Source organism: Saccharopolyspora rosea, assembly GCF_025643595.1.
Classification (GTDB): Bacteria; Actinomycetota; Actinomycetes; order Mycobacteriales; family Pseudonocardiaceae; genus Saccharopolyspora; species Saccharopolyspora rosea.
In genome coordinates this window covers 515,417-533,959 of the sequence record NZ_CP102826.1, presented here as the reverse complement: position 1 = coordinate 533,959, position 18,543 = coordinate 515,417, and the positions used below count along the sequence as shown (strand labels likewise).

Genomic DNA, 18,543 nt, shown 5'->3' with positions numbered 1-18,543 from the left:
CTCACACCGCCCCGTCGAGGTCGAGGGCCAGCCGGTCGCCGCGGCGGCGGAGCCGGCCGCGCACTCCGAAGACGTTGGCGAGCAGGCTCGCGTCGAAGACCTCGGCGGGCGTCCCGGCGGCGACGACGCGCCCGGCTTCCAGGACCGCGACGCGGTCGCAGTACTCGACGGCCTGCCGCAGGTCGTGCAGCGTGAGCAGCACCGCCAACCCGTCGCGCGCCAGTTCGCGCAGCAGCGCCAGCACGCCGTACTGGTGCCGCAGGTCGAGGTGGTTGGTGGGTTCGTCGAGGACGAGCACGCGCGGCTGCTGCGCGAGCGCGCGGGCGATCGCGACCCGCTGGCGTTCGCCGCCGGAAAGGGTGCGCACGTCGCGCTCGGCCGTGTCGGCGAGCCCGGCGGAGCGCAGCGCGTCGTCGATGATGCGGCGGTCGAAGTCCTGCATGCGGTCGAGCAGTCCGAGGTGCGGGTTGCGGCCCTGCGCGACGACCTCGCGCACGGTCAGCGCCGCCCGGTGCTCGGACTCCTGGGTGGTGGCGGCGAGGACCCGCGCGATGCGGCGGCGGGCGGTGTCGGCGACCGGCAGCCCGGCGACCTCCACGCATCCGGCCGAGGGCGACACCGCCCGGTACAGCGTGCGCAGCAGTGTCGTCTTCCCGCTGCCGTTCGGCCCGACGAGCCCGAACACCTCGCCCGACCGCACCGCGAGGTCCACTTCGGACACCACGGTCCGCCCGCCGAGTGCGACGTCGACCGCGCTCAGCTGCACGCTCATCCGATCCTCCGTTGCCGTCGCAACATGACCAGGAACAAAGGTCCGCCGACCAACGCGGTCAGCACGCCGACCGGCAGTTCCGCCGGCGCGGCAACCACCCGCGCCGCCAGGTCCGCCAGCACCAGGAACACCGCTCCCAGCAGGGCCGAGACGGACAGCATCCGCCGCGCTTCGGCCCCGACCAGGAACGTAGCGGCATGCGGCACGAGCAGCCCGACGAAAACGATCCCACCGGCGACGGCGACCGAGGTGCCGGCCACCAGCGACACGGCGACCAGCGCGGCGGTCCGGAATACCTTCGGGTTCATCCCGAGCGAGGCGGCGGTGTCCTCGCCGGAGTGCAGCGCGTTCATCCAGCGCCCGGCGGCCAGCGCCGCGACGAGGCCGACGACCAGCACCGCCGCAGGCACGGCCAGCAGTTCCCACCGGGCCGCCCCGAGCCCCCCGGTGGTCCAGAACATCACCTGCTTGGCCTGGTCGCCGGTGGCGAACAGGTGCAGCACCAGCGCGATCAGCGCGGAGGCCACCTGGCCGACGGCGAGTCCGCCGAGGACGAGCGCCGTCACCGATCCCGACCGCCCGGCCACGACCAGCACGGCCAGCAGCACGATCAGTCCGCCCAGGAACGCGGCGGTCGGCAGCGTCGCCATGCCGAGGGTTCCCGCCCCCAGGCCGAGGACCGTCAGCAGCGACACCGCCAGCCCGGCGCCCTGCGACACGCCGAGCAGGTACGGATCGGCCATCGGGTTGGCGGTGACGATCTGCGCGATGCCCCCGGCCAGCGCCAGCGACGCGCCGACGACGGCCCCGGCGACCACCCGCGGCATCCGGGATTCCCACACGATCGCCGCCCGCACCTGGGTCCAGTCCCCGTGGATCCACGGCAGCACCGGCTCCAGCACGATCCCGCACACCTGGCCGAGCGGCAGGCGCACCGACCCGAACGCCACCGCCAGACCGCTGACCAGCACCAACGCGGCGAGCAACGCGAGGTGCACCGCGACGACACGCGTCCTCATGCGCCGTGCAGGTCCCGCGCCAGCCGTTCCACGGCGTCCGGGAACCGGATGCCCTCGACGAGCTCGACCAGCGGGATCGTGCTGAACCTCCCGTCCCGCACGCCGGGCGCGCCCGAGACGAGCGGATGGCCCCGCAGGTAGTCGCGTTTCGCGCCGACCGGCGCGCCCAGGTAGTCGACCAGCACGACCGCCTGCGGCGCCCGCGCGGCCACCTGCTCCCAGCTGACGTCGGCGAAGTTCTTCGGCACGTCGGCGAAGACGTTGCGCGCCCCGGCCCGGCGCAGCGCGTCGTCGCCGAGGCCGTGCCCGCCGAGCGTGAACGCGGTCTGCTCGCCGGAGTCGTAGACGAACACGTCGACCGGCGGCACGCCCGCCAGCCGCCGCTCGACGGCCGCCACCCGCCGCCGCATGTCCGCGATCAGCTCCGCGGCGCCGTCCTCCAACCCCAGCACCCGGCCGAACATCGCCACGTCGGCGAACAGCGCGTCCATCCCGAACGGCGCCCGGCTGCACGACTCCGACAGCAGGAGGGTGCGGATCCCGTTGTCCTCCAAGCGTTTCCGCCCGCGCCCGGCGGAGTCGTCGAAGGCGGAGGCGTAGCCGCCGACGACGAGGTCGGGCTCGGCCTCCAGGATCCGCTCGAACGACGGGTACTCGTCGGCGAGCTTCGGGACCTCCGCGTACGCCGCGGCCACCGACGGCGGCGGTGCGTGGTCGTCCGGGTAGGCGGTGCCGACGAGCCGGTCGCCGAGTCCGAGCGCGAGCAGGATCTCGGTCGCGTGCTGGTTGAGGCTGACCACGCGCCGCGGAGGCTGCGGGAAGGTCTCGGTGCGCCCGCAGTCGTCGATCCGCATGCCGTCCTGGCGCGGTGCGGTGCTCGCGCACCCGGCGAGCAGGAACACGGCCAGGACCAGGGCGAATGTGCGGCGCATCGTGCCTTCCGGGGTCGTGGGTCCGCGCTGCGGCCCGGAAAGCACGTGGTGCGCGACGTCCCAGACCCCGACCGCAGACCGCGACGGTCGTTGGAGCCGTCCCGGGCCGAGCGGGCGATCGGGCTCGCCGCGCGGGTGCGCGGCCCACCGTTGCGGGTCAGCGCCGGATTTCGACCGGACTTCTCCCGCTCGCCGGGTTCGCGTGGATGCTGCCCCGCGACGCCCATCCGGGTCAAGCCGGCGGCAAAACCCGCACTGAACAGCGTTTTCGCAGCTCATCGGGCCCGTTGAGTGACGAAGACCACCGGGTGAGATGATCGCCTCGGACTGTTGCCAGGGAACTGCAACAGAGGGAGTATGGCGACAGCGAAGGGAGGCCCTCCAATGGCGCAGTACGTGTTGCCGGAACTGGACTACGACTACGCGGCGCTGGAACCGGCGATCTCGGGCGAGATCAACGAGTTGCACCACAGCAAGCACCACGCCACCTACGTCAAGGGCGCGAACGACACGATCGAGAAGATCGCCGAGGCCCGCGAGAAGGGCGACTTCTCCTCGATCGTCGGGCTGGAGACGACCCTGGCGTTCAACCTGGCCGGGCACTCGCTGCACCTGGTGTGGTGGAAGATCCTCAGCCCGAACGGCGGCGACAAGCCGACCGGCGAGCTCGCCGCGGCGATCGACGAGCACTTCGGCTCCTTCGACGCCATGCGCGCGCAGATGGAGGCCGTGTCGACCACGATCCAGGGCAACGGCTGGGGCGTGCTGGCGTGGGACCCGGTGGGTCAGCGGCTGATCACCCAGCAGCTGCGGGACCACCACTCCAACCTGTCGATCGCCACCACCCCGCTGCTGGTGTTCGACATCTGGGAGCACGCCTACTACCTGCAGTACAAGAACGTGAAGGCCGACTACGTCAAGCAGCTGTGGAACGTCGTCAACTGGGACGAGGTCGCCAAGCGCTTCGCCGACGCCCGCGCGGGCTACAACGGCCTGCGCCTGCCGACGGCGTGACGCCGCGCTCGGCCGCGGAGCACCGCACCTGATCTCCGGCGCCCCGGCCTCCGGAACGCCGTCGGCCCGCTGTCGAACTCCCGGAGCGGAGGCGGCGTCCGCTCCGCGAACCAGCCCGAGCACCTTCAAAGCCCGGCGGTGAGTGCTCCGACAAGCCCACTGCCGCCTTCGGGGCCCTCTTCCACTCCGCGCCGAAGAGGGCCCCGAAGTGCGTCCGCGCACGAATCGGGCCCCGGCCGTCATCGACGACCGGGGCCCGGTTCGGTTCCCGAACTGACTGCCGCTCCCACCACGAAGCGGACGTGATTTAGGCTAGCCTAACCTTCTTGATCGCACAACCCCCGGCTGCCGACGGCGCACCAGCATGGCCGCGCCGACCACGGCGGCGGCCACCGACGCCAGACCGCCGAGCAGGATCGGGGACCGCCCGCCGAACGCCTCCGCGGCCCAGCCCGACAGCAGCCCGCCGAGCGGCTTGCCGCCCAGGAACAGCAGCATGTACAGGCCCATGACGCGGCCGCGCATGGTCGGCTCCACCGCCAGCTGGACCGTGGCGTTCGCGCTGGTCGTGAAGGTCATGACGGCCAGGCCGACGGGGATCAGCGCGGCGGCGAACGTCTCGTAGCTGGGCATCAGCGACGCCGCGGCCTCCAGCACGCCGAACGCCGCCGCGCCCACCAGCATCACCCGCATCCGCGGCCTGCTCCGGCCGCTGCGCCGGGCGGCGAGCGCTGCTCCGGTCAGCGTGCCGACGGCGAGCATCGTGATCAGCAGCCCGTAGCCGTCGGCGTCGCGGCCGAAGACGTTGCGCGCGATGACGGCGAAGGAGTTCTCGAAGTTCATCCCGAACGTGCCGATGCAGAACACCAGCACCATCACCACGATCAGGTCCCGTCGCCCGCGCACGTAGCGCAGCCCGGCGCCCAGCTGCCCGCGCTCCTTGGGCGGCGGGTTGCTCCGGTGCAGCGCGCTCGGATCCATCAGCAGCAGCCCGCCGACCACGGCCGCCGAGCTCACGCCGTTGGCCAGGAACACCCAGCCGGTCCCGATCGCGGTGATGAGCACGCCGGAGATCGCCGGTCCGACGATGCGGGCCAGGTTGAACGTCATGGAGTTCAGCGCCACGGCGTTGGTCAGGTGCTCGGGGCCGACCATCTCGACGACGAACGACTGCCGCACCGGCGCGTCGACCGCGGAGAAGCACCCCAGCACCAGGCAGAGCACGTACACCTGCCACAGCCGCACGAGCCCGGTGACGTCGAGCAGGCCGAGCACGAGCCCGCAGATCCCGAGCGCGGTCTGGGTGGCGACCAGCAGCCGCCGCTTGTCGAACCGGTCGGCCACGACACCGGCCCACAGCGTCAGCAGCAGCGTGGGCAGGAACTGCAGCGCGACGGCGACGCCGAGCGCGCCGGGACTGCCGCCGGACAGCTCCAGCACCAACCAGTCCTGCGCAGCGCGCTGCATCCAGGTACCGGTCAGGGAGACGACCTGCCCGGAGGCGTAGTAGCGGTAGTTGCGCTCGCGCAGCGAGCGGAACATGCCGCCACGCGAATCGTCCGAAGTGGACTTCTCCGGCGGGTGTGCGCGGCCCCCGGTCGGGTCCGTTCCCGATCGGCTTCGGGGACCGTCCACCACCGGCCCGGTTACCGGCTCGCGAGCCGGTCGATGATCTCCGCCGCCCGGCACAGGACGGTGCGTTCCTCCGCGTCGAGATCGGCGAGCTGCTGGTCGAGCCAGCGCTCCCGAACCGACACCTCCTCCTCGATGCGCCGGTGCCCCGCGTCTGTCAGCTCCACGATCGCCTGGCGGCCGTCGGTGGGGTGCGCCCGCCGGGCGACCAGCCCGGCGTCCTCCAACGCCGCGATGACCCTGGTCATCGACGGCGGCTGGACGCCCTCCTTGGCTGCCAGTTCACCCGGTGTCATCGCGCCCGCCTTGTGCAGGCAGGACAACGCCGACAGCTGGGACAGCGTGATCTTGGAGTCGCTGCTCTGCACGCGCAGCCGGCGGTTCAGCCGGACGACCGCCAGTCGCAGCCGGCTCGCCAGGGTGCGTTCACGCTCCGCGATATCGGACACGTCGTTAGTCTACCAAACTAGTTCGAGGAATTCGGACAAATTGCACGCTGCGGTACTCCTGTGCACACCATGGTGATCCCCGTCTCCCCGAACGGGGAAGCATCGTCACGCGAACGCGGCGCTCAGCGGCTTGGCGACGAAGTACACCACGAACGCCACCGAGACGATCCACATCAGCGGGTGCACCTGCCGGACCCGCCCGGTCGCCACCCGCATGGCCACGTAGCTGATGAACCCGGCCCCGATGCCGTTGGCGATCGAGTAGGTGAACGGCATCACCACGATCGTCAGGAAGGCGGGCAGCGAGGTGGTGAAGTCGGTGAGGTCGATCTCGCGGATCTGGGTCATCATCATCGCGCCCACGACCACCAGCGCCGGCGCCGCCGCCTCCACCGGGATGACCTGGTACAGCGGCGAGAAGAACATCGCCGCCAGGAACAGCGCCCCGGTGATCACGTTCGCCAACCCGGTCCGGGCGCCCTCGGCGATGCCGGAGGCGGAGTCCACGAACACGGTGTTGGAACTGGCCGACCCGAGCCCGCCCGCGACCGCGCCGACGCCCTCGACGGCCAGCGCCTTGCCGATGCCCGGCAGGTTGCCGTCCTTGTCGGTGAGGTCGGCCTCCTTGCCGAGCCCGGTCATGGTGCCCATGGCGTCGAAGAAGTTCGCCAGCACCAGGGTGAACACCAGCATCGCGGCGGCCAGCGCGGGCAGCCGGGTCCACGCGCCGAAGGAGATGTCGCCGACCAGCGACAGGTCCGGCAGCCCGGCGATCTTGTCCGGCAGCGCCGGGTAGCCGAGGTTCCAGCCGTACGGGTTGGTGCCGTGCGAGGGACCCGCGTGGAAGACCGACTCGACGATGATCGACAGGATGGTGGAGGTCACGACGCTGATCAGGATCGCGCCGCGCACCTTGCGCGCCACCAGCACGGACGTCAGCAGCAGTCCGAACACGAACACCGCGGTCGGCGCCGAGGCGATGGACCCGTCGATGCCCAGCCCGACCGGGACGGTGGTGTGCGCGGAGTCCGGGATCCGCCGCACGAACCCGGCGTCGACCAGTCCGACCAGGGCGATGAACAGGCCGATGCCGACCGCGATCGCGGCCTTCAGCGACGCCGGCACGGCGTTGAACACGGCGGTCCGGAACCCGGTGGCGACCAGCAGCAGGATGATCAGGCCGTCCACCACGACCAGCCCCATCGCTTCCGGCCACGTCACCTGGGGCGCGATGGTCACGGCCAGCAGCGTGTTGATGCCGAGCCCGGCGGCGATCGCGAACGGGTAGTTCGCGATCAGTCCGAACAGGATGGTCATCACCCCGGCGACCAGGGCGGTCGTCGCGGCCACCTGCGGCACGGTCAGGATGTGCCCGAGCACGTCCTTCTTGGCGCTCGCGTCGTTCGGCGAGGAACTGCCCAGGATCAGCGGGTTGAGCACGACGATGTAGGCGACCGTGACGAACGTGACGATCCCGCCGCGCACCTCGCGCGAGACCGTCGAACCGCGTTCGGTGATCCTGAAGTACCGGTCGAGCACCGATTTCCTGGTCTGCGGCGAGCTGTCCACCATCAACGCTTCCCTCATCACGATCTCGCGGCGGACGCCGACGTCCTGCACGCGGCCCCGGATTACCCGGAGTAGCCTGCCTGACGTGGCACCGGACGACGAACCCACCCCCTCCCACACGGACCACCACCGGCCCGTCCCCCACCTGCCGCGCAAGCTGGCGAACCCGACTCCGGTCGTGGTGGTGGGCACGCTGCTGTGGTTCGCCGGGCTGGTGTGGTTCGGCGCCGACGGCTGGACGCACGGCCAGTGGAGCATCCAGTTCTGGACCTGCGTGGTCGGGTGCGTGCTCGGCGTGGTCGGCTACGGCGTGTTCCGCTGGCAGCGCTCGGCGGCCCGCCGCGGCTCCCGCGGCGCCTGGAAGGGACTCGTCGGCCTCGACGGGTGACCCGCCCCGTCTCGCCCGAATGCCCACGGGGACCCGGCGGCCGGGCGCTGGAGGAAGGGGGCACGGCGCCCGGCCGCCGGGAGGCCGGTGCGGCGTCGGGGGCAGCGCGCACCGGCCCGGCTCGGGGCCGGATCAGGGAGACCTGCGCCTGAGGTGATGACGTCCGGTGGATTCGCGGTCGCGGGCCGCGAGAGCCGCCCAGCACGACATGCAGGTCTGCTCGCGGATCCAGTCGGCCTCGGTGCGGTCGCGCAGTTCCGCCGCGTCGACCACCGCGCCGCAGTAGGCCGTCACCGACTCCCCCGCCGGAACTTCTCGCGCCGCAACGGGAAACGCGTGCCGCCCACCCGTGACAGGACGCCAGATGTAGGTCAGGAATCCGGGCATTGTTGCTCTCCTCTCAGCGATCCTGAGTCGATAAGACAGTCTCTTGAATCCCGAGATCAATCTAATTCACTGAAATGTGTAATGGCGCAGTCTCAACCCCTGAAATAAATTGGGAATATGACCACAGCTCGCTCTCGCGGGATCGGCGCAGAAGTGCGAAGGCTTCGCAAGGACGCTGGCCTGCGACTTGAGGAACTATCAGAACTCTGCGGTTGGTCACGAGCGACTTTCGGCCGCATCGAATCCGGGGACAAAATCCCGACGAACACTGAGATGGCCATCATCCTCGGAACCCTGGGTGTCAAGGGCGGGGAGCGGAAGTGGCTGCTGGAGATGACCAACGACGCGCACCAGACGCACTGGTGGGAAATCGGCCATCCGGGCCTCCCGGCCCAACTCATCTCCTTGCTGGAATCCGAGCGCCACGCGACGCGCATCACCGATGTGACCCTGGGCTACGTTCCCGGACTGCTGCAGACCGCCGAGTACGCCCGAGCGGTGATCCGCAACGGCGGCCTCGCGGAAGAAGTGGTCGATTCCAGGGTTTCCGTCCGACTGGGTCGACAGAGCATCCTCACCCGCTCGAAACCGGTGGAGCTGCACGCCCTGATGGACGAGGCGGTGCTGCACCGCCCCATCGGCGGGCGCGAAGTGATGGCGGAGCAACTCCGGCACCTGCTGCGCATGGGCGAGCGCCCGAACGTCACGATCCAGGTCGTCCCGTTCAGCGTTGGCGAGCACCCGGGCCTGAGCAGCAACTTCCTACTCCTTGAGTTCGAACGGCAGCGCCCGATCGTCCATCTGGAGCACCGGCGTTCCGGCATTTTCATCGAGGAGCCGCGCGATACCTCCCTCTACCAGGAAGCGGCATCTAACGTCGTGGACATGGCGTTGAGCCCGGCGGATTCGGCCGAACTCATCGCAGCTCGGGCGAGAGAGATGGAAGGACGCGATGAAAATCGAAGGTGACTGGCGCAAGTCCAGCTACAGCGGACCGGAGAGCAACTGCGTCGAAGTAGGGTCCGGCCCGGCCGTCGTCGGCGTCCGGGACACCAAGGACCGGGACGGCGGCACGTTGGCGTTCAGCCGGCAGTCCTGGCGGGCGTTCCTGGACGGGGTGCGCCGGCGGCGGTTCGACGCGCGCTGACCCGCCCGGTCAGCGCAGCAGGGTGGTGGCTTCCGGGTCCGCGAGCAGGGCCGCGAACGCGAAGCGTTCGGTCCACGCCCCGGCCGCCCAGGCCAGCGCCCGGCCGAGGCCGTCCGGCGTGCGTTCCGCGTGCACGGCGCCCGTGCTGTCGATCCACCAGTGCACCCGGTGCTCGCTGGAGGACGTGCGCACGCGCAGCTCGTCGTGCAGCGCGACCGCGCCTGACGGGACCGCCACCGCGAGCAGTTCGCAGGCGGCGGGAACGCGGGCGACCTCGTGCCACTGCTGCGTCCTGCCCTGGCCGACGACCTGGTGCGTGTTCTCCTCCGACGCCAGCGGCAGGTCCAGCAGTTCGGCCAGCGCCTCCGCGTCGAAGTCCTCCGGGCTGCCGCCCGCCACGACCAGCGGTGCTTCGAGGACGCCGAGCATCCACGGATCGTCGAGCACCACGGCGCGGCCGGTGCTCACCACCGCGCCCGACACCGAGCGCACGGTCTCGGGCGGGTCGATCTGCGCGGGATCGATCACTCCCGACGCGACGGCGTCCGCCAACGCCTGGTGCGCCCGCAACGCGGTCCCGGCGCGCACCGCGCGCTCGCGGTCGCCCAGCCGGTCGAGCAGGTCCACGGCGTCGTCCGGGTCGACGACGTGCAGTTCGCTGCGCACGCCCGCGAGCCGCAGGTGCTCCGGTGCGAGGCCGACGTCCGGGGCGACGTCGTACAACCCGGCCAGTTCCTCCGCGCCCGGCATCCGCCACGCCCGGGGCGGCCGACCGGCGAGCAGCGCGTACCGGGCGACCCACCAGGCCGAGTAGCCGTCCGGGTCGCGCAACGCCCGCGCGGTCTCCGGATTCGCGGCGAGCTGTCGGATCGCCGTCGGCCACGCCTCGTCGGCCACCAGGTCGAGGTCGCGGATGCCGACGAACCGTCCGGGCGGCCACTGCTCGCCGCGCAGCGCCTCCTGCTCGGCCCACCACCGGCGCACGTCCGGGAAGTCCTCGTCCGGTTCGGTCGGGTCCTCCTCGACGTGCACCGCGAACGTGTCGAGCACGCCGAACGACCGCAGCAGTTCGCGCGGCCAGCGCGCCGCGAACTCCTCGCGCAGCACCGCCAGCGGCGCGTCCTCGCCGATCGACTCGGCGTCGAGCACCTCCAGGAGTTCGGCGTCGGGCAGCAGGAGTTCGCCGGCCCGCCGGAAGCCGCCTTCGGCGTCGGGCAGGGCCAGCGCGCCGACCCAGTCGCGCGGCTGCGCGCCGGCGACCAGCCGCAGCACCGCCTCCGCGAGCGGCAGCACGTCGACGCCCTCGCGCGCGTCGGAGACGCTGCTGCGCACCGCTTCCTCCAGCGGCGGCGCGTCGAGCAGTTCCGCCGGACCGGCCTGGTGCGCGCCCAGCCGCTCCAACAGCGGATGCGTCGCGTCCGGGTGCGCGATGCGCAACCCCGAAATGTCCAAAGTAGACAGCAGTGCCGCCGGGTCCAGGTCCGCGTCCCGGTGGCTGAGCAGCACGTCGCGCACCCCGGTCGCGGTGCGCCCGTCCGCCAGCGGCACCGGCAGCGCCGCGAACTCCTCGCGCGCGTCGGGATCCGACCGCTCGACGGGCGCCAGCGCGTCGTAGAGGCGGTACCACCACTCCGGTGGGCGCCGCAGGCCGGACACCGCCTCGACCAGCTCGGCGGCGCCGAGCCGACGCACCTCCATCGCGTGCAGCGCCCTGCGGTGCCGGGCGTCGGACAGGTCGGCGACCAGCAGTCCCGGCACGACGTCGGTGAGCAGCTCCACCAGTTCCGGCGAGACGTGGTCGAGCACCCGGGCTTCCAGCGGCGCGACCCGGTCGCCCACGGCTCCGGGCAGCCACGCGGCCACCCGCAGCCGGTCGTTCACCCCCTGCCGCAGCTTGTCGTCCACATCGGACAGCGGGAAGCCGGGCAGCGGCACCAGCGCGGACCGCTGCTCGGCGGGCAGCTTGCACACCAGCGCCGGGTAGCACTCGGCGGCGAAGGTCAGCACGGCGTCGGACGCGGGTGTGGCGGCGACCCGCCGCCGGTCGGGCTCCACCGGCACGCTCGCCAACAGCCGCGCGGGCAGCGACAGCCGCTCCTCGGTGGGCGTCGGCGCGTGCAGCACGTCCTGGGCCAGCGGGATCGGGTTGCCGCTCTCGTCCAGCGGCACCGCCCAGCACACCCGCCACTCGGTGGCGTGCCGGGCCTCGACGCCGAGACCGGCCAGCGCCGCCTCGCTCAACTTGCCCGACGACCGGTGCACCAACCACCGGTCGCTGCGCAGCGGCCCGTGCACCACGATCCGGTCCGCGCCCCGGTCCTCGCGGTGCCACACCCGCTCGCCGATGCGGACCTCGCGCAGACCGGGCAGCGCCAGCAGCAGGTCCGGGGCCTGGTCGATGAAGGCGTCCAGCAGTGCGGCCGCGTCCACGTCGGCGCGCAGCGGCAGCCGGACCTCGGTGTCGAAGCCGTCCGGCGGCGCGCCCGGGACCGACCAGGGCAGGCGCAGCACGGGAACCGAACCCGCGCGCTGCCGCAACTCCTCGGCCGGGCCCGGCAGCTCCGCGACCGCTTCCGCGGTGCGGCTCGCGGAGAACCCGACCCCGCCGCTGGTCGACACCACGCTCGGTTCGTCGGTCACCGCGAGGACCGCGGCGAAGCCCACGCCGAACCGGCCGACGGAGGTGCCCTCCCGCTTCGCCGACGCGCGCAGCGAAGCCAGCGCGGCGACGCCGTCGGAGGTCAGCGGCGCACCCGTGTTCGCCACCCGCAACTCGCCGTCCACGTACTCGACGCGCAGCACACCGTCCGAACCGGCCGCGTCCGCCGCGTTCTGCGCCAGCTCGACCAGCAGCCGATCGCGGTAGCCGCCGAGGCGCAGGTCCTCCTCGGCGTTGGCGTCCTCCCGGAACCGGGTCGGCGACGCCTCCCACGCCTGGATCACGGCCCGCCGCAGCGCGACCGTGCCGAACGGGTCGGCCTCGTTCACCCGCGCTCCGGGGATCTCGGTTCGTAGTCCAGGGTCGCGTCGTCGTAGACGACCTCGGCGACCGGCACCGTCGACGAGGTGTCCACCTCGACCTCGGAGTGCGCGCCGCAGCCGAACTCGACGCTGACCACGCGGCCGTCGGCGGGCGCCACCTCGTTGGCGCACACCCCGAACGCCGCGCCCATCGACCCCGCCAGCTTCACGAAGAAACCGCAGGTCCCGCAGGTCGCCGGGGCCATCCGCGCCATCTCCGAACGCGGCCCGAAGTCACCGGCCTGCCAGCGCCCGGCGGCCTCCAGCCGCCCCTGGTGGCTGAGCACCCGCTTGCGGCCCAGGCCGATCTCGCGGGAGACCTCCTCGACCGCCGGGTCGTCACCGGCCAGGTAGCCGGGCACCAGCCGCGGGTCGTCCTCGCGCGGCGGCAGCAGATCACCGGCGCCCAGGTCGCCCGGGCGGACCCGCTCGCTCCACGGCACCCACTCCGGCGCGGTCAGCGCGTCCGGACCGGGCAGCAGCACGACCTCGCTGACCGTCACCGGCTCGCCCGGCCCGGGGTGGGCGACGGTGACCGCCCAGCGCCAGCCGACGTAGCCGGGGTAGTTGGACTCGAAGTAGTGGGTGGCCGCGTTCGGGCCCTCCGGCTCGACGCCGACGTGCGCCCCCACCGGGTCCGAGCCCGCCGTGTCCATCGTCAGCACCGGCGAGCCGATCGGGTCGGCACCGGGCCGCGCCTCTTCCTCCGCTGCCGCGCGGGCGGTCTCCACCGCTGCGGCGAGCTCCGGGTTCACAGGTGCGGGCACGCCGCCGGAGTCCGCGGACGGGGCACCCGCGCCTGGGCTGGTGGACGGAGCAGGCATAGGCGTCACATGCTCGATTGTGCCGTACGCGGTCGTCACCGCCTCCGCCCGTGTCAGGCTTTCGGGGTGCGACTCTTGCTGGGCTGCCTGCTGCTCGCCGTCGGACTCGCCGGGACGGCGTGCGCGCCGACGCCACCGCAGAACCACGGCCAGCACGACCGCGAGCAGACCGATCAGGGCATTGGGCACGCTGGCAGCCTGCCACACCTTCGGCCGGAGGTGATCCGCGTGCTCCCGCACGACCGCTCCTCGTTCACTCAGGGTCTGGAAATGGCCGACGGCGTCCTCTTCGAAGGCACCGGCCTGCGCGGCGAGTCGGCGGTGCGGGCGATCGACCCGACCACCGGCCGGGTGCTGCGCGAGACCCGGCTCCCGGCCGACCTCTTCGGCGAGGGCATCACCATCACGGGTGACCGTATCTGGCAGCTGACCTGGCAGGAAGGGGTCGCGATCGAGCGTGATCGCAACAGCCTCGCCGAACTACGCCGAGTGCACTACACCGGCGAGGGCTGGGGGGTGTGCCACGACGGCTCGCGCCTGGTGACGAGCGACGGCAGCGCCCGGCTGACGTTCCGCGACCCGGCGACGTTCACCGAGACCGGACAGGTCGTGGTGCGCGCCGGGGGTGAGGAGGTCGACCGGCTCAACGAACTCGAATGCGTCGGCGGACAGGTGTGGGCCAACCTCTGGGGCAGCGACGACATCGCCCGCATCGACCCGGCGACCGGCCAGGTCACCGCGGTCGTGGACGCCTCGGGCCTGCTGTCACCGCAGGAGCAGCGGGGCGCCGACGTGCTCAACGGCATCGCCGCCGTCCCCGGCACCGACGAGTTCCTGCTCACCGGCAAGTACTGGCCGCACCTCTACCTGGTGCGCTTCGTACCGGCGTGATGTCACAGTCCCCTCCCCCGGATCGTCCTGGGGGCGTGCACGACGAGGACGATGCGGTCGCCGCGTTCCAGGCGGCGCGCCCGCGGCTGGTGAACATCGCCTACGGGTTGCTGGGCAGCTTCGACGAGGCCGAGGACGTCGTCCAGGACAGCTGGCTGCGGCTGCGCGGCGCGGATCCGTCGACGATCTCGGACGTCACCGGGTGGCTCGTGGTCGCCGTGTCCCGGCTGGCCTGCGACGTGCTGCGGTCGGCCCGCCGGCGGCGCGAGAGCTACGTCGGCCCGTGGCTGCCGGAACCGCTGGTCGGCGACGATCCGGCGGACCGGGTCGAGCTCGACGAGTCGTTGAGCGTCGCGCTGCTGGTGGTCCTGGAGGCGCTGAGCCCGGCCGAGCGCACCGCGTTCGTGCTGCACGACGTGTTCGGGATGCCCTTCGGCGAGGTCTCGCGGGCGGTGCGCCGCTCACCGGCGGCCTGCCGCCAGCTCGCCTCGCGGGCCCGCAGGCGGGTGGCGGTCCGATCGCCGCGCTTCCGGGTCTCGGCCGACGAGCAGCGGCGCGTGGTGTCGGCGTTCGCCGACGCCTGCCGCGGTGGCGAGGTCGCGGCACTGCTGCCGCTGCTCGACCCGGACGTCGAGGTGCGCGCGGACGGCGGGGGCGTCGTACCGGCGGCCCGGCACCCGATCCGCGGCGCGGACCGGGTGGCCCGCTACCTCGCCGGGGTAGTGCGGCGGCCCGGCCGGTCGGTGGTGCGGGCGGCGGTCAACGGCAGTCCGGGCGTGGTGTGGCTGCGCGGCGACGCGGTCGACGCGGTGCTGGCCCTCGCGGTCGCCGACGGCCGGATCACGGCGATCGCCATCGTCCGCAACCCGCTCAAGCTCGCGCACGCGCGCGTGGGGAGGAGGAAGGCCGATGTCTGACGTTCTGGTGGTCGGCGGCGGTTTCGCCGGGGTGTGGAGCGCGCTGGGAGCCGCGCGGGTGCTGCGCGGGCGCCGGTCGGTGACGCTCGTGGCACCCGGCGATGACCTGGTGATCCGGCCTCGCCTGTACCAGGCGAACCCGCAGGACATGCGGGTCCCGCTGGACCGCGTCCTGGCGCCCGTCGGGGTCCGGCGCGTCCCGGCGACGGTGACCGGTGTCGACGTCCGCAGGCGGCGCGTGACCGCGACCGGCCGCGACGGCGCGGCGCTCGACCTGCCCTTCCAGCGGCTGGTGCTCGCGGCCGGGAGCGAGGTGGTGCGCTCCGAGGTGCCCGGGGCCGAACACCTCCACGACGTGGACACCCTCGAATCGGCGACCGCCCTGGACCGGCACCTGCACGCGTTGCCCGCGGGACCGGGGCGGTTCACGGCCGTGGTCGTCGGCGCCGGGTTCACCGGTGTGGAGATCGCCACCGAGCTGGTCGGGCGGCTCCGGGAGATCGCCGGGCCGCAGGCCGAACGGGTCCGCGTGGTGCTCGTCGAGCGGGCCGACGTCGTCGGCCCCGAGCTGGGCCCCGGCCCGCGCCCGGTCATCGAGGCGGCGCTGGACGACCTCGGCGTCGAGCTGCGGCTCGGCACGTCGTTGGAGTCCGTGGCGCCCGACGCGGTGCACCTGTCCGACGGCAGCGAGCTGCCCGCGCGCACCGCGGTGTGGACCGCGGGTGTGCGGGCGAATCCCCTCACCACCTGCGTCCCCGGGCCGCGCGATCGCCTGGGGCGCCTGGAGACCGACGAGTTCTTGCAGGTCACCGGGGTTTCCGGGGTCTACGCGGCGGGCGACACCGCGGCGGCCCCGGTCGACTCGGAGCACGTCGCGCTGCCCAGTTGCCAGCACGCGCTGCCGCTGGGCCGGTTCGCGGGCCACAACGTGGCGGCCGACCTGCTGGGGCTGGAGAAGGTGCCGTTCCGCCCGGATCCGTACGTGACCTGCCTGGATCTCGGCGGCGCCGGGGCGGTGTTCACCACGGGGTGGGAGCGCACCGTCCGCAGCAGCGGCGAGGCCGCCAAGGAGCGCAAGCGCAAGGTCAACGAGGACTGGATCTACCCGCCGCTCGACGACCCGGCGGAGATCCTGCGCCGCGCGGACCACCGCGTCTCCACCCGGCGGTCCTGATCCCTCGTCCGGGTGACATCGGCGCTCCACCTGTATCTGCTGGCCGTGCTCGTTCCTCTTGATCTGCGAGGAACCGCGACGAACAGCGAGGTGAGCACGATGATCACCGTGGAGGCACGACACCGGGACCAGCAGCCGGACGGCGCGCGCCCTGGTCCGGGCCGGGGCGCGGGTCCGCGCGGCGAGCGCGGCCGGGACGTCGAAGGGTGTCGGCCGGATCCGCCCGGGCGCCGCGAGCCCGCCGTCGCGACGACCCGGCCCGGCGCGGACCCGCTCCCGGGTCGGGTCGTAGGCTCGGCTCGTGCGTCGAGGATGGAAGCCGCTGCTGGTGACGGCCGCCGCGGGCGTGGTGCTCGCGGGCTGCTCGACACCCAGCGAACCGCAGGTCACCTTCTACTCCCACGGGCATTCGGTGACCGTGCAGCCCGCCCAGTACTGCGACCCCACCGGCCAGAAGTGCTCCCCGCCGCCCGCGAAGCCCGCCGGCGAACTGCGCGTGCCGGACCGGCAGCCGTTGCAGATCTCGGTGCCGGGCGAGGTCGCGGACGCACCGTGGCAGGTGGTGTTCCTCTACCGCGGGATCAACGGGCAGCAGCTGGACAGCCGCAGCCCGGTCTTCCGCCCCGGCGAGCGCTACGCCTACACCCTGGACACGCCGCCGGACGGCACGCACCTGGAGCACGTGGAGGTCCAGCGGTTCTCGGCGATCCTCACCCCCGGCACCGAGGGTGGCGTGGAGTTCGGCATCGGCGGCAGCTGGGTGCTGGACGTGAAGTGAGCCGTGCGGGCACGGCCCGATCAGGACCCGCCCGGGTCCAGCTCGCGCGCGACCGCGCGGACGACCTCGCCGATGCGCTTGGCCGCTTTGCGGTCCGGGTACCGGCCGCGCCGCAGGTCGGGGAGGACCTTCAGCTCCAGCAGCTTGATCATGTCGTCGACCATGCCGTGCAGCTCGTCGGCGGGGCGACGGCGCGCCTCGGCGACCGAGGGCAGCGGGTCGAGCAGCTTCACCTTCAGCGCCTGGGGACCGCGGCGCCCTTGGGCCATGTCGAAGTCGACGCGCTGGCCTGTCTTGAGCGCTTCGACACCGGACGGCAGCGCGGAGGACCGCACGTACACGTCCTCCCCACCATCTTGGGTCAGGAAGCCGAAGCCTTTCTCCGCGTCGAACCACTTGACCCTGCCGGTCGGCACTGTCCTCACCGTTCCCTGTCGATGCCCAGGCCCCACGGGCCTCACGGTCGTCCCTGCACACCGCCGCGACGGGACCGAATCGCCCCGGCACGACGAAAGCGCCCCGAATACGCCTCGCAGTCAGGCGCGCCGGGACGCGTCACCACTAGCGTACCGCGTACCGCTCTGTCCGTATCCGGCCTTATCGGTGAAGGGCGCTTGCGACGGCCGGTCCAGACCGGAATAGGCTGCTCGGCATGGCCAGTCCGTCGCCGAGGTCCGCCGCGCTGCCCGTCTCGATGGCCCTGTTCGCGCTGGGTCTGATCGCGATCGTGAGCATCTTCGCGCTGTACGCGACCGGGCACGAGAACCTGCCGCTGTGGCTGAATCTCGCCACCCTGCTGACCCCTCTCGGGCTGATCATCGGGGTGGTCTCCACGATCGCGAGCAGCCGCCGCTCCTAAAAGCCTGTCTTTGGACTCGTTCTGGGTGGCGGTGCCGGTGGCGGAACCTCAGCGGTGCAAGTGGCGAGACCACTCACCGAAAGAGAAAGCGACTCACGCCGCTTGCCACACCCCTCCCGGGAGCAGGTTCAAAGACAGGCTCTAACCCCGGCCGGCCAACCAGTCCGGGAACTCCGCCAGGTCGCGCAGCACGACGTCGGCGCCGGCGTCGGCGAGGGCCTGCTCGCCGTACGGCCCGGTCGTCACGCCGACCGCGACGGCTCCGGCGGTCTTCGCGCCCTCGACGTCCCCGAGGTGGTCGCCGACGTACACCGACGCGCCCTCCTCGGCGAGCACCCGGCCCTTGGCCGAGGCGAACACCCCGCCCGCGAGGCGGTCGACCTCCCAGCCCAGGGCCTGGAGGTGCAGCGCGGCGTTCGGGCCGTACTTCCCGGTCACCACGAGCGTCCGGCCTCCGGCGGCGCGGACGGCCGCCAGCGCGTCGTCCGCTCCCGGCATCGCCTCGGTCACCGGGACGACCACGCTCGGGTAGAGCTCCCGGAAGCGGGCGGCCAGCTTCTCGACCACCGAGTCGTCGAAGCCGTAGCCGCGCAGCACGTCCTCCAGCGGAGGGCCGAGGTTCGCCGCGAAGTGCTCGCCGTCGAGCTCGACGCCGAACTCGGCGTTGAGCGCCTCGAACGCCCGCACCATCCCGGGGCGCGGGTCGATCAGCGTCATGTCCAGGTCGAAACCGACGGTCGGTCCGGTCCGCTCCACCACGGCGCCCACCC

The 18,543-nt window shown here is 72.6% G+C and carries 20 protein-coding genes; 9 read left to right on the top strand and 11 right to left on the bottom strand.

Translation table 11 applies throughout. From position 1 onward, the window contains the following. Position 1: 1 nt before the first annotated feature. Genes NV263_RS02640 through NV263_RS02630 form a run of 3 tightly spaced genes read right to left on the bottom strand, consistent with a single transcriptional unit; the run spans position 2 to position 2,723 of the window. A complete protein-coding gene (locus tag NV263_RS02640; protein WP_263250788.1) occupies positions 2 to 772 on the bottom strand; it encodes an ABC transporter ATP-binding protein in 771 nt (256 codons plus the stop codon). After that, entirely contained in the window at positions 769 to 1,791 is a 1,023-nt protein-coding gene (locus NV263_RS02635) for a FecCD family ABC transporter permease (RefSeq protein WP_263250787.1), read from the bottom strand. The genes NV263_RS02640 and NV263_RS02635 overlap by 4 nt, the downstream gene beginning before the upstream one ends. Next, positions 1,788 to 2,723, bottom strand: a complete 936-nt coding sequence (locus NV263_RS02630) for an ABC transporter substrate-binding protein (protein ID WP_263250786.1) — start codon at positions 2,721 to 2,723, stop codon at positions 1,788 to 1,790. Before NV263_RS02630 ends, NV263_RS02635 begins: the two co-directional genes overlap by 4 nt. Before the next feature lie 384 nt (positions 2,724 to 3,107). Between NV263_RS02630 and NV263_RS02625 the strand changes: the two genes are divergently transcribed. Further along, positions 3,108 to 3,737 (top strand): superoxide dismutase, encoded by a 630-nt coding sequence (locus NV263_RS02625; RefSeq protein ID WP_263250785.1) that lies wholly within the window; start codon positions 3,108 to 3,110, stop codon positions 3,735 to 3,737. A gap of 312 nt (positions 3,738 to 4,049) precedes the next feature. Here the strand turns inward: NV263_RS02625 and NV263_RS02620 are convergent, their stop codons facing one another. The 3 genes from NV263_RS02620 to NV263_RS02610 all read right to left on the bottom strand — a co-directional run bounded on the left by NV263_RS02620 (position 4,050) and on the right by NV263_RS02610 (position 7,405). Next, a complete protein-coding gene (locus tag NV263_RS02620) occupies positions 4,050 to 5,279 on the bottom strand; it encodes an MFS transporter (RefSeq protein ID WP_380756624.1) in 1,230 nt (409 codons plus the stop codon). A gap of 104 nt (positions 5,280 to 5,383) precedes the next feature. After that, the gene (locus NV263_RS02615) at positions 5,384 to 5,818 is read right to left on the bottom strand and encodes a MarR family winged helix-turn-helix transcriptional regulator (protein WP_263250783.1); all 435 of its coding nucleotides are present in this window, start codon (positions 5,816 to 5,818) and stop codon (positions 5,384 to 5,386) included. Positions 5,819 to 5,923: 105 nt separating this feature from the next. Then, a complete protein-coding gene (locus NV263_RS02610; RefSeq protein ID WP_263250782.1) occupies positions 5,924 to 7,405 on the bottom strand; it encodes an NCS2 family permease in 1,482 nt (493 codons plus the stop codon). Positions 7,406 to 7,472: 67 nt separating this feature from the next. Here NV263_RS02610 and NV263_RS02605 point away from each other — a divergent pair, with 67 nt between their 5' ends. Then, the gene (locus tag NV263_RS02605) at positions 7,473 to 7,775 is read left to right on the top strand and encodes a DUF2530 domain-containing protein (protein WP_263250781.1); all 303 of its coding nucleotides are present in this window, start codon (positions 7,473 to 7,475) and stop codon (positions 7,773 to 7,775) included. Between the two features lie 132 nt (positions 7,776 to 7,907). Here the strand turns inward: NV263_RS02605 and NV263_RS02600 are convergent, their stop codons facing one another. After that, positions 7,908 to 8,162, bottom strand: coding sequence for a zinc finger protein (locus NV263_RS02600; protein WP_263250779.1), 255 nt, complete (start codon positions 8,160 to 8,162; stop codon positions 7,908 to 7,910). Between the two features lie 117 nt (positions 8,163 to 8,279). On the opposite strand from NV263_RS02600, the gene NV263_RS02595 reads away from it, so the two are divergent. Beyond that, positions 8,280 to 9,131, top strand: a complete 852-nt coding sequence (locus NV263_RS02595) for a helix-turn-helix domain-containing protein (RefSeq protein WP_263250778.1) — start codon at positions 8,280 to 8,282, stop codon at positions 9,129 to 9,131. Next, entirely contained in the window at positions 9,115 to 9,309 is a 195-nt protein-coding gene (locus NV263_RS02590) for a DUF397 domain-containing protein (RefSeq protein WP_263250777.1), read from the top strand. The genes NV263_RS02595 and NV263_RS02590 overlap by 17 nt, the downstream gene beginning before the upstream one ends. Positions 9,310 to 9,318: 9 nt before the next feature. Here the strand turns inward: NV263_RS02590 and NV263_RS02585 are convergent, their stop codons facing one another. Beyond that, a complete protein-coding gene (locus NV263_RS02585) occupies positions 9,319 to 12,297 on the bottom strand; it encodes a sacsin N-terminal ATP-binding-like domain-containing protein (protein WP_263250776.1) in 2,979 nt (992 codons plus the stop codon). Next, positions 12,294 to 13,097 carry a DUF3027 domain-containing protein gene (locus NV263_RS02580; protein ID WP_263250774.1) on the bottom strand — a complete coding sequence of 268 codons (804 nt, stop codon included), beginning with the start codon at positions 13,095 to 13,097 and terminating at the stop codon, positions 12,294 to 12,296. Before NV263_RS02580 ends, NV263_RS02585 begins: the two co-directional genes overlap by 4 nt. Before the next feature lie 132 nt (positions 13,098 to 13,229). On the opposite strand from NV263_RS02580, the gene NV263_RS02575 reads away from it, so the two are divergent. The 4 genes from NV263_RS02575 to NV263_RS02560 all read left to right on the top strand — a co-directional run bounded on the left by NV263_RS02575 (position 13,230) and on the right by NV263_RS02560 (position 16,914). Then, the gene (locus tag NV263_RS02575; RefSeq protein ID WP_263254019.1) at positions 13,230 to 14,045 is read left to right on the top strand and encodes a glutaminyl-peptide cyclotransferase; all 816 of its coding nucleotides are present in this window, start codon (positions 13,230 to 13,232) and stop codon (positions 14,043 to 14,045) included. Positions 14,046 to 14,080: 35 nt separating this feature from the next. After that, complete coding sequence (gene sigJ / locus NV263_RS02570) at positions 14,081 to 14,962, top strand: RNA polymerase sigma factor SigJ (RefSeq protein ID WP_263250773.1); 882 nt, start codon at positions 14,081 to 14,083, stop codon at positions 14,960 to 14,962. Beyond that, entirely contained in the window at positions 14,955 to 16,136 is a 1,182-nt protein-coding gene (locus NV263_RS02565) for an NAD(P)/FAD-dependent oxidoreductase (RefSeq protein WP_263250771.1), read from the top strand. The genes sigJ and NV263_RS02565 overlap by 8 nt, the downstream gene beginning before the upstream one ends. 301 nt (positions 16,137 to 16,437) lie before the next feature. Next, the gene (locus tag NV263_RS02560; protein WP_263250769.1) at positions 16,438 to 16,914 is read left to right on the top strand and encodes a DUF2771 domain-containing protein; all 477 of its coding nucleotides are present in this window, start codon (positions 16,438 to 16,440) and stop codon (positions 16,912 to 16,914) included. Between the two features lie 20 nt (positions 16,915 to 16,934). Here the strand turns inward: NV263_RS02560 and NV263_RS30560 are convergent, their stop codons facing one another. Further along, positions 16,935 to 17,330, bottom strand: coding sequence for a cold-shock protein (locus NV263_RS30560; protein WP_317630386.1), 396 nt, complete (start codon positions 17,328 to 17,330; stop codon positions 16,935 to 16,937). Between the two features lie 236 nt (positions 17,331 to 17,566). Between NV263_RS30560 and NV263_RS02550 the strand changes: the two genes are divergently transcribed. Continuing rightward, the gene (locus tag NV263_RS02550) at positions 17,567 to 17,773 is read left to right on the top strand and encodes a hypothetical protein (protein WP_263250767.1); all 207 of its coding nucleotides are present in this window, start codon (positions 17,567 to 17,569) and stop codon (positions 17,771 to 17,773) included. A 141-nt stretch (positions 17,774 to 17,914) separates the two neighbouring features. Here the strand turns inward: NV263_RS02550 and NV263_RS02545 are convergent, their stop codons facing one another. Continuing rightward, a complete protein-coding gene (locus tag NV263_RS02545; RefSeq protein ID WP_380756915.1) occupies positions 17,915 to 18,529 on the bottom strand; it encodes an HAD family hydrolase in 615 nt (204 codons plus the stop codon). Between the last annotated feature and the right edge of the window lie 14 nt (positions 18,530 to 18,543).